A 10552-nucleotide genomic window follows, 5' to 3' on the forward strand; every position below is an offset into this window, starting at 1 on the left:
TTCCTTGCGGAACTTTTAGCCCTATATATAAGAGTGAGAAGAGCAAAGTGAAGAAAGTCAATAATATCAAGGGTTTATAAAAGGTAGGGTGTCAAAAAAAAGCGACACAGGTGTCAAAAAAAAGTGACACCTAAAAAAAGGTAAATGATAACAAAAAAAAGAACGCAAGAAAATTTTTGCGTTCTTTTAAAATAAATAAATAGGTAATTTATGTTTTTTCTTTCCTTGGTCTTCAACTTTAAAATTTCTTAATGAATCCCTAAAAATATGTTGAGTTGCTTTATCTATTCCATCTTTAGGAGAACAACACATAACATTTGGATTTACAAACCATGTACGGCTAGTACAAACTCGCCCATCTTCAGTTGTAACACCTGATTGTGCAACTGCTAATATTCCCTTTTTTAATAAACCATTCATAACACTAGAAATACTTTGACGAGTCATTTTAAACTTTTCAGCTAGATATGTAGGTGATGCCGGATTATTTGTCTCACGTTCTACGAGAACATTAGTTTTAAACTCTACAGATGAAGTTAATTTGAATAAAAAAGCTTCTTCCTTACTACTCAAATAACCTATTTCAATCAGATAATCTATATTATCCATTATAATTTGCACAAATCTCACCCGATCTGTAGGTTTTTTCTTTTTGCCTATGAAATATTCTTCGCCACCAGACATTTTACTTAACATCTGTAAAAGCATAGCTCTTTCTTCTTCTGAATATCCACCAGTTTGCAATTGGTCATAAATACTATCAATCTTACTATCTCTTAATTTCGCTTTTTTTTCAGCTTGTCCAAAATCTACAACTTTTGTCATAAAATAATTCTCTCCCTTAGTGGAAGGAATCAACTTTTATATGTTAGAATGTATATAGAAAATATATTGGTTGATTCCAACCTTATTATGAAAAACCGCCTCGCCGACCAAAGCTTGGGCGGTTTTTCTCGTTTGTATCTCTTTTTATATAATAACATGAAATATGTTGTTAAAGGTTTCCATCTATTAGAAATCAATTCTCTTTTTCACCATTATTACATCTATCTTTCCATATCAAACCCTCGATGTTTATTCATTTCCTTCTTATGTTCACGTTCAAATTGATTATCAACTCCCTTGCTACCCAATTCATTTTTAACAATCTCTCTAAACGCCTTAAATTGCTCTTTAAAAACTTTTTTCGTTTGTACATATAAAACTCTTATATTCGTCTGCAAACCCCTTATATGAGCTTTTAACGAGCTTATTTCTCTATTTAATACACCAACTTCTTTTTGTAACTTACTTTTTTCTTGTTTCAACGTTCGATTTTCTTTCATCCAGCCCTCTGCATGTGCTTTTAAACTCTCATTCTCTTTCACAAAATCTGTTTCTCTTAAACGCTCATAATCTTTTTTAATAATAACCGCTGCATTCACTTGTTTTGTTAATTCTTGATATTGTTCAGGTGATAACACATAATTTCTTGTCTGTTTCTTCGTGATTTCAGCTTTTCCAAACATTTTATCCTGTACTTCTACTACTACTTCTTTACGTAAAAATGGAATTTTAACAGGTTCATTTGGTACTTGATCTGTAGCACTATCTAATTCTTTTTGTATTTGTTCTACTCTTTTTTCTAACTCTAAATGACGCTGGCCAATTAACTGCAGCTTTTCACTTTCATTCTCTACTTGTTGTTTTACTACCTCTAATTCTTTGTACGTATCAACAACATCACTTTCCAAACTCTTTTTAGCTAATTCTAATTCGTTTGTTTTCTCTTTAACATTTTTTAAATCATAATCAATCGTTTGTAATTGTGTTTCTTTTTCTTGTACTTGATTTTCAATAGTTGATTTTGCTTCTGCATATTCTTTATATTGACGGACTTTCATGTATTTATGGGAACCTACATTAGCACGTTCAAAATTTGGAATGTGTTCTTTCGCTAATTGCTCAATATAAGCTGTTTCCGCTTCTCTCCAATGCGCAATTAACTGTCTTCCCTTTCCTTCGACACCTTGTTGCTGCAAAGCTCTATCCATTCCGACACGCCTCGTTAATCCTCGACTGCTTTCAAAATTGGGTACATAGTTAATATGTAGATGTGGATTGGCTTCATCATCATGTAAAACCATGTTATAAACCGCTAGGTTTGGATTTCTCTCTTGAAAAGCCTCAGCATAGCGCTTTAAAGCTTCTTTTTTAGCTTCCCTATACTTTGGGTCGTCTTTACCTTCTCCTATCGCTACAACGAGTTCTCGTTGCTCATGTGTCTTATCATCTTTATGTACTTTGTTATAGTAGTCATCAATTTTACGATCATTTCGTTTTTGTTTCTCGTTATACTTGTCCACGGCTTCTTGAAAAACATCCTTGTATACACTTCGGATGTCCTTTTGAACAAAATAAATATTCTCATGTAACCTAGCTGGATCAATGCCAGGATTCCCATAAATATTTTCTCTATTATTATGGCTTAATGAACTTTGATGAGATTGATTAAATGAGATAGAACCCAACATAAAGTGCCACCACTTTCCCTAGATTAATTGATACCATCAGTCTAGCAAAGCGACGAAATGATGTCAATTAATGTAACCCTATACGTATTTTGACACTTTCGCATCAAAATCAATAGGGGTCTGCGACGCTTTTCGGCTTTGCCGAGCCACATTTCACGTGGCAAAAACAAAACCTTGGGCTTTTGCCCAAACCCACTGGGGAACTCTTCCCCAGACCCCATCAATCGAACTCCCCAACCCCTCAATCCTTGAGGGGCTCCCTCGCCGGTTGGCAGGAACAAACAATAGTTTGTTCAATGCCAAGAGGGTCTGGGTTTCGTTCAGTTGGTCAAGTCAAATACTCCCTTCGTTTCACTAGGTCCGTTTTGATTGACCAACATAATATTCTATATTTCTAATCATGTCTTGTATTTACACAATAATATTGAAAATCTTTTTCCTATAAAAATATCGAAAAACTCAAAAGAGCAATAATTCCTGAAACCAACGCAACCCCTACAACAATCAATGTTTTTTGAATGATGTATTTTTTCTTATCTCGCTTTTCTCTTTCTACATTCACATCTTTATTTTCCATGAAAGCAACAATTTCAGCGTATGTTTTTATATTTTCACGTTTCTTGATTATGTCAATTTTTATAGCAGCTGTCATAGCAATTACCCAAAAAACAAATGGAATAATTAAACCTACATTACCAAAAAATTTAATTGCTAATCCTATTGATCCTACAGCTAAAATCAAAAATATAGCCATTACCTGGCCCAACTTATTAAATTTAACTTGCTGAAGATTATTTTTCATCATTTCCATGTCCCCTTTAACTAAATCATCTAAAGAAACATCGAAAAGAACACTTAGAAGCAATAAATTATGAATATCAGGATAACTTCTTTCATTTTCCCAATTTGAAATGGTTTGACGAGAAACATAAATTTTTTCAGCTAAATCTTCTTGAGAAAACCCTTCCCTATCCCGATATTTTTTTATTTGTTTACTAAGATTCATTTCGCTCGCTCCTTCTACATCCAAAATAGTTCAAGGTAATGATTTATAAGTAGCAAATATCTTTATAAAAGCTAATTTTAATATGTCAAAAGGCTTTATACATCGTTTAAACGCCTTATTTATCAACGATTTTTAAGATCTTAATCCTCAACAAAATAAACTTAAATGTATATTATCCACTTTTATGAAATCATTAATTTAAAATATATAAACCCTTACTAAACTATCATCTATATTCAATTGATACAATATTATAAAAAAATAAAAAAGAATCCCATAAACATAGGACTCTTTTTTATTCTATTCCAAAGTAAACTTTTGAATAGAAGTTTTCTTATTAGCAACGGCCAAGACTATATTGTAAATGCTTATTGCATTATACGTTGGATTTAAAAAAGTGATAATATGTAAAACTTTTTAATAAATGTTTTACTAATTTCTTAGCATATGAAATTCGCATCTTGTTGGTGCTAACCCATATAGAACATAAATAAGTTAAATAAAAAGCCTAGTTTTTACTAGGCTTTTTATCTGAAAAAAATACCATTTTTCACCTTAATACACTTTTAATTTCACGATATTTTATACAATTAATAATAAAAAGTTCCAATGTAAACTTTTTAATATTAGTTTACATTCATTCCCCCTACATCATTGACGTCTCACTGATTCCCCTGATATCCTCAATTTATATAATAAAAGTATACATTCAAAACACTATAAATAAAGAGGTCATAAAAACATGAACAAAAAACCACATCTTATTGATGTCCAACCTATCCGTAGCAAAGAACAAATCGAAGATATGAAATGGGCTCTTAAACGTCATTGTTCCGAACGAGACTATATTCTCTTTCTTATTGGAATTCATACCGGACTACGCGTAAGTGATCTACTTCAACTAGAAACACAAACCATAGTAAAACTAAAACGAAAAAAAAGAAAAGAATTTAAGATCAAAGAAGGAAAAACGAAGAAAGAACGCATGATTAACCTTACTTCCATTTTTGATGAAGTATACTCTTATGCTCAAACTCTAGATAATACCTGGTTATTTCCTTCTCGAAAAGGAGACAAACCCATTAGTAAGATCCAGGCTTATCGACAATTGCAAAAAGCCGGAGATTTTGCCGGCATAGAGTCCATTGGTACCCACACCATGCGCAAAACCTTCGGCTATTGGTTCTATAAACAAACTAAGGATGTAGCTATGTTACAAGGAATTCTAAATCATAGTACACCCCAAATCACACTAAAATACATTGGAATTAATAAAGAAGAAAAAGACAATATACTTGATAATTTCCATATTTAAAATCTATCAAAAAAACGACATCTAGGGGTACAGCCGAGGTCGAGGTACATGTAATTTTAAGTATTAATCATTCATTTATTTCCAAACATACTTATAATCACGAATTTCCTTATTATTTTTCAACTTATTATCATACATCCTAATCATACAGTTGGAACAAAGTGTTTTCAGTAGCTAATAAATAGATGATTAGGGTGTACCCATAATAGACAAAATGGTATTTATAATCCCTATAAATCGCATATAGAAATAAAAGTAAGTCTATGACCTATTTTTACACGTATCTCGGCTGTATCCCCTAATATATTAAATATATATAAAATTTATTATTTAAATTAACATATATAACCTATTCCACAATTATTTTAAATTTAATTATCTTTATGTATTATTTAAAAATTAAATTGATACGAATAACATAAATGAAAAAAATTAATACATTGACATTGAACAGTTTTAAAAATCTAAAGTAATTTTAAAAAGGAGTCTAAGTAACATGAGTGAACAACGTCCAATTAATACATCATGTCAGGTGGTAGGACAAACTCAAACACCATTAAATGATAAAGTTAAAACACCCATTATTACCACAGAAACACCGCTTGTACAAATGCCAGTTATATTAGCCGAAAGAACAATTCAAATTGTTGTAGAATCTAATATTTCATTAGACCCTCCAGCAATTGAAATTAAACGTATCTTAAAAAACAACGTATTTTTGACACAAGGTGATTTAGTTCCTCTAGCATTTACTCCAATACCAGGTACAAATTACAACCTAGTTACAAAAGCTAAATTATTTTTACAAGGGTATATCCGTAAAAGTATTGAGTATGTATATGATGAATACAATAGAATTATATATAATTCTATTGTAAATGTTCCATTTTCCGGTTCCACAGATCTAATAGAAGATGATTTTCTATCTTTAGCTTTAACAGCTTCTTCCTCAGATACTACATTTCATTTTATTAATCCTAAAAACGGTGATTTACCACATTTAGAAAAATGTTCCTTCGGAGATACAGTTTATTATAACAAACAACCATATTGCGAATTAGTCAGCACTCAACTTGTTGGATTAGACTTTTCCCCTTGTCTAACAAACTTAAAGGAACCATTTAATACTTTTCGTGAAATAATTGTATTAAACCTTAATTTAAAAGTTTTACAAATACAACAAGTACAAATTTAAAACAAAGAAAACTTCTTATTTTTCAAACCAACCTACTTAAAAAAACACCAATATCCGTTAGTGCTCTCCTAAAGGAAACTATAAAATAAAATGAAAAAAGTGAGTGAAACTTATCCCAATACTACAATATATGTTTGACTAACATCTATAGTGTTAAAAATTCAATGTTATTATTAACAATAGACAAAAAACTCGCTTTTTTTCATTTTTCAAATAAAAAAATAAAAGTCTCTTTACCATAGAATTAATAAAGAAGAAAAAGATAATATCCTAGATTTATTTCATATTTAAAACATATAAAATGTAACTCAAATAGTTAAACCAAAAAACCCCAAATTACATACACCTTTAAAGAATAATTTCATAAAATAAAATCAAGAATGACAAATATATTCTCTCCGATAAAAAACTCACAGAATACACAAAAAAAGATATTCATAATAAATATCTTTTTTTGTGTATTTTTAATATAGTTACATTAATATATATTAATATAATAAAAAGATAACATAATATATATGAATCTATTTAATGCAAAAAAGGGGATCTACTAGTAGGTCCCCTTTCCTTTTATTAAAGAAACTAAATTTATGAGCGCAAAACAAGTGTCCAATGCTTGTTCCACACTATAAGATATGCTTTCCTATTCAAAATAGATCTAATGAATTTCATTTAGTACTACCTATTTCTTTTAAATATAAAAGAATCTAACAATATTTTTTAAAAATATATACTAAACAAAATCAAATAGGAAAAGCATGGATTTTATCACTCTAATCTGTTTTTTGTTTAAAAATGAGAAAAATCACTATTATACATGCCTTCACACATATAAATACACTCCATAGCATGTTAAAGAAAGTATAAACACACTCATAACATAAACTAAAAGGAGGCTTTTTTAAATTGAGTGAAAAAGAATATAAACAAGATAATAATAAAAATAAAGATTGTAAGGTTAAATCAGAATCGCGGATTCCACTCAGTGATACTGAGGCAACGCCTGTTCTTACAAACAATCCAAGAATTAAAATTCCAGTTGTATTAGCAGAAAGAACACTTCAAATTGTAGTAGAAGCAGAAATTCCACTTTCTCCACCAGCAGTGGAAATTAAAAGAGTGTTAAAAGATGTATTTTTAACACAATGTAAACTAGTACCTGTTGAATATGAACCAATTAATGAAACAGGATATTTTCAAGTAACAAGAGCAAAATTGTTTGTAGAAGGTTATATTCGTAAAAATATTGAATACGCTGCTAAATACTGCAATGGCGTAATTCATGATCGAATTGCAAAAGTTCGATTCTCTGGTTTTGCTGATTTGACTGCTGATGAATTTCTTTCTTTCCCAATTATAGCTTTTGGTTCGGAAAATAAAGCTCGTTTCATTAATCCGAAAAAGAATGATGTTCCTCGTCTAGACAAATACTTCTTTGAAAATAATGTTTTCTATAATGAACAACCATATTGTGAATTAATTAGTGCAGAATTTTATGAACTTGATTATTCATCATATGATGTTCATCATTATTCAAAACATGATGAATATCAGGACAGAAATCAAGATAGATATCAAGATAAATATCAAGATAAATATTATGATCAATATCCTGAGAAAGAATTTGACAAATTACGTGAAAAAATTGTTCTTGATCTTACTTTGAAAGTATTACAAACTCAACAAGTACAAATCGGATAAAATAAAAAAAGTAATATTTTTAAAATAAATCAATTATTTTTCACATTTCATGCATTATAAAAGAAAGAGGAATCCTAAAAAAATCCCCCTTTCTTTTAATTTACATAACGTCCTATTATCAACAGTCAATGTATCTCAAAATCTATAAAAAAATCCCTTCAGATATTCCTTTTAAAGGGATTTTTCATTCACATAATCTGTATTATCAGTAATTTTTATTTATCTACTTTAAAATACTCTGGATGTTTTGCTTTCATAGATAAAATGTTACCACACTCCGTGCAAACATCAGCAATCACCCTTGAAAATTCATTAAAAAGGTTATTCCTACTAATAAATCTTAAACATGCTTGAGCATTTAATAAGTCTTGCTCGATTTCTCTAGAACCACAATTAGGACATTTTTTATTCATTTTCAATTCCTTCTTCCTAAGATTTAGTTCACATAAAATCAAATTATCAGTAGTATCCCAAAAAGCTCAGAATTCTCATATCTCTCTAAACATTACTTTTGTATTCATTTCCCTATATTTTTTAGAGGTGCCAAGAGATAATTAATCAAATTTTAAAAAATTATTTCCAAAACTCATACCATTTCTTATCTTTACTTGCTGCAATCATCTTCTTAACTTCCTGAACTTCCCTTATTGTTTGCATAAGTATTTCATCACTTCTTTGATTCTTCGCTACGTCTTCGCTAGTATTCATCGCTATAAGCGCTTGGGATTCCCGTATCGTTTGTATAGCGCTCAATAACTCTGATTCTCTTTGTGTGAATCGCTGATCTTGCTCGGCTAAACGTTTGTTTAATTCTTGTAACAAGTAATTTTGTTTTTCAATGACTTCTTTTTGCTCTTGAATCATCGCCTGTAGCGGTGTAGCGTTGAAATTAGGTTCTTCATAGCGCTCAACTTCATGTCGCTCTAATGGCAATACTTCAACACCTTGATGCCATGATACTATTTGCTTTGTAGCATTTTCTAATGTCATTTCTGTGTCGTTCTTTAAGTTTATAACCTTACGAAACACCATTACATCGCTTTCTCTATACTTCCTATGTCCACGTTCATTCTTTATGAAAGTATAACCCTCTTTTTCTAGTACATCAGCATACTTACGTAATGTACTAGATTGGATATCTAATTGCTCTGCCACGTCGCCAGGACTATATAGCGTCTTCATAGCGTCTCACCTCAAAAATATATTCGCTATAGCAATGATATACCCTTTTTCCTAATAATTCACGTATCACTTGTTTCAAATTCTTAACTCCAATAATATTTACATGGGTAATTTGTATATTTTGTGTTACAAACCCAATCTTAGGAACACATATCAATTTTAAAATTGAATACTCATTACATCTTGATCCCCACTATTCTTTTTTCTATATACAAAATTTTATACAAAAAAAGAATAGTGGGGATCGCTAGAATCCTTTCTATATGAACAATATATAAAATCCTGTATACCAAATAAACAGACAAAAAAAGAAGAATCCCTGTACATACAAGAATTCTATCAAAATGTTTGCTACCCATAATAGGACGTTATGTTAACTCTATTCGAATAAATATTCATAGAGGTTTTTTATAGAATTCAATATAGGTTAGCAAACAAGCATTTTCTCTATTAAAACATAAAATAATATAACTCTTGTTCGAGAGGAGGTAAAAAAATGAGTTGGAGTAATGATTGTTGGAAACATAGTAGTCATTCTAGTAAATGTGAGGATCATAGTGACTGGTGGAAACACAAACAGGATAATGATTCTTGTAAGTGTAAACACCATAGCAATTGGTGGAAACATAAACAGGATAATAATTCTTGTAAATGCAAACGTAGACAATGTAAATGTTTTGTTTTTTGTTGTCATAGTAATCGCAAACATTGGTAAGATTGTTTATATTTTTGATGAAAAATTTAAGGAAAGACTTGTCCTTTATATAAAAGGACAAGTCTTTTTTATTTGCTATCGATAATTATACATTATGTTAACTTGACGTGTATATGTTATACATCAAAACTCTTCATCCAGCGTTCCCTCCACATGGTACAATTAGGAAAGGGAGGAGGACTTCAAAATGATTTTAGAAGCAGTCATATTGCAAGTAAAAGACGGTATGGAAACAGAATATGAATCGGTATTTAAGCAAGCATCCTCAATCATCTCTTCCATGCAAGGATACATAAATCATGAATTACAACGCTGTATGGAGCAGAAAGGAAAATATTTGCTCCTTGTGCAATGGGAAACTTTAGAAGACCACACGATAGGATTTCGTCAATCTGAACAATATCAAGAGTGGAAAGCATTATTGCATCACTTTTATGATCCATTTCCAACAGTTGAACACTTTAAGCGTGTAGAGTTATCAGGAAACTGAACTTAACCATCTATTAATACTTAAAAAGTAACTTCCAATAACGATAATTATGTAAATGAGCTGTCCATATGGGTGGCTTATTTTTTTACTTAGAATGTTTTTGTCTTTTGATTCCCCCTTGTTTTTGGGTGTGAGTGCTGGCTGGGGGTTTGGGGGCTAGCCCCCTGGATCTTAACGTAACTAAATATGGAGTAAGGATTTTACTTAGAACGATAGAACTGGTGGTTCGGCTGGTACAATTGCTAGTCCAAGTCGAGCAACTTAACCCCGTTTTTGGTCTGTTCGGCTTGGCGAAAGCTAAAAACCAGCCGAAAAAAGTTTTGCAAGGACAATATCAAAAAGAAAAGGCGGTAGCCTTAAGGTGAGGATTAACGAACCGACTTTTTGATATTGAGGGTGGAGATTTTTGAGTGATTCCAATACAACCCGTTCCTT

At 30.8% G+C, this 10552-nt stretch carries 10 protein-coding genes; 5 read left to right on the forward strand and 5 right to left on the reverse strand.

The window, feature by feature from the left end:
• Window positions 1-186 precede the first annotated feature (186 nt).
• From DN403_RS22095 to DN403_RS22110, 3 genes are all read right to left on the reverse strand, one after another.
• Window positions 187-825, reverse strand: a complete 639-nt coding sequence (locus tag DN403_RS22095; protein WP_000170180.1) for a MarR family transcriptional regulator — start codon at window positions 823-825, stop codon at window positions 187-189.
• A gap of 221 nt (window positions 826-1046) precedes the next feature.
• The gene (locus tag DN403_RS22100; protein WP_000901542.1) at window positions 1047-2513 is read right to left on the reverse strand and encodes a plasmid recombination protein; all 1467 of its coding nucleotides are present in this window, start codon (window positions 2511-2513) and stop codon (window positions 1047-1049) included.
• 439 nt (window positions 2514-2952) lie between these two features.
• The gene (locus tag DN403_RS22110; protein ID WP_061458036.1) at window positions 2953-3519 is read right to left on the reverse strand and encodes a helix-turn-helix transcriptional regulator; all 567 of its coding nucleotides are present in this window, start codon (window positions 3517-3519) and stop codon (window positions 2953-2955) included.
• Between the two features lie 742 nt (window positions 3520-4261).
• On the opposite strand from DN403_RS22110, the gene DN403_RS22115 reads away from it, so the two are divergent.
• From DN403_RS22115 to DN403_RS22125, 3 genes are all read left to right on the forward strand, one after another.
• The gene (locus DN403_RS22115; protein ID WP_149185737.1) at window positions 4262-4834 is read left to right on the forward strand and encodes a tyrosine-type recombinase/integrase; all 573 of its coding nucleotides are present in this window, start codon (window positions 4262-4264) and stop codon (window positions 4832-4834) included.
• A 496-nt stretch (window positions 4835-5330) separates the two neighbouring features.
• Window positions 5331-6029 carry a CsxC family protein gene (locus tag DN403_RS22120; RefSeq protein ID WP_149185738.1) on the forward strand — a complete coding sequence of 233 codons (699 nt, stop codon included), beginning with the start codon at window positions 5331-5333 and terminating at the stop codon, window positions 6027-6029.
• A 906-nt stretch (window positions 6030-6935) separates the two neighbouring features.
• A complete protein-coding gene (locus DN403_RS22125) occupies window positions 6936-7730 on the forward strand; it encodes a CsxC family protein (protein ID WP_149185739.1) in 795 nt (264 codons plus the stop codon).
• A 215-nt stretch (window positions 7731-7945) separates the two neighbouring features.
• Here the strand turns inward: DN403_RS22125 and DN403_RS22130 are convergent, their stop codons facing one another.
• Entirely contained in the window at window positions 7946-8143 is a 198-nt protein-coding gene (locus DN403_RS22130) for a hypothetical protein (protein WP_149185740.1), read from the reverse strand.
• A gap of 160 nt (window positions 8144-8303) precedes the next feature.
• Window positions 8304-8912 (reverse strand): DUF3967 domain-containing protein, encoded by a 609-nt coding sequence (locus DN403_RS22135; protein ID WP_149185741.1) that lies wholly within the window; start codon window positions 8910-8912, stop codon window positions 8304-8306.
• Window positions 8913-9421: 509 nt separating this feature from the next.
• Between DN403_RS22135 and DN403_RS22140 the strand changes: the two genes are divergently transcribed.
• Together DN403_RS22140 and DN403_RS22145 are read left to right on the forward strand one after the other, a co-directional pair.
• On the forward strand, window positions 9422-9712 hold the full coding sequence (locus DN403_RS22140; RefSeq protein ID WP_179958943.1) for a hypothetical protein: 291 nt from the start codon (window positions 9422-9424) through the stop codon (window positions 9710-9712).
• A 102-nt stretch (window positions 9713-9814) separates the two neighbouring features.
• Window positions 9815-10117: an antibiotic biosynthesis monooxygenase family protein gene (locus DN403_RS22145; protein ID WP_149185743.1), complete on the forward strand. Its 303-nt coding sequence runs from the start codon at window positions 9815-9817 to the stop codon at window positions 10115-10117.
• Window positions 10118-10552: the final 435 nt, after the last annotated feature.

Source organism: Bacillus sp. AY2-1 (genome assembly GCF_008368965.1).
Lineage (GTDB): Bacteria > Bacillota > Bacilli > Bacillales > Bacillaceae_G > Bacillus_A > Bacillus_A thuringiensis_S.

Coding starts and splice junctions, on each gene's coding strand:
- DN403_RS22110 (WP_061458036.1), bottom strand. CDS start 3,519: ATGAATCTTAGTAAACAAATAAAAAAATATCGGGATAGGGAAGGGTTT.
- DN403_RS22120 (WP_149185738.1), top strand. CDS start 5,331: ATGAGTGAACAACGTCCAATTAATACATCATGTCAGGTGGTAGGACAA.
- DN403_RS22130 (WP_149185740.1), bottom strand. CDS start 8,143: ATGAATAAAAAATGTCCTAATTGTGGTTCTAGAGAAATCGAGCAAGAC.
- DN403_RS22145 (WP_149185743.1), top strand. CDS start 9,815: ATGATTTTAGAAGCAGTCATATTGCAAGTAAAAGACGGTATGGAAACA.
- DN403_RS22135 (WP_149185741.1), bottom strand. CDS start 8,912: ATGAAGACGCTATATAGTCCTGGCGACGTGGCAGAGCAATTAGATATC.
- DN403_RS22095 (WP_000170180.1), bottom strand. CDS start 825: ATGACAAAAGTTGTAGATTTTGGACAAGCTGAAAAAAAAGCGAAATTA.
- DN403_RS22140 (WP_179958943.1), top strand. CDS start 9,422: ATGATTGTTGGAAACATAGTAGTCATTCTAGTAAATGTGAGGATCATA.
- DN403_RS22115 (WP_149185737.1), top strand. CDS start 4,262: ATGAACAAAAAACCACATCTTATTGATGTCCAACCTATCCGTAGCAAA.
- DN403_RS22100 (WP_000901542.1), bottom strand. CDS start 2,513: ATGTTGGGTTCTATCTCATTTAATCAATCTCATCAAAGTTCATTAAGC.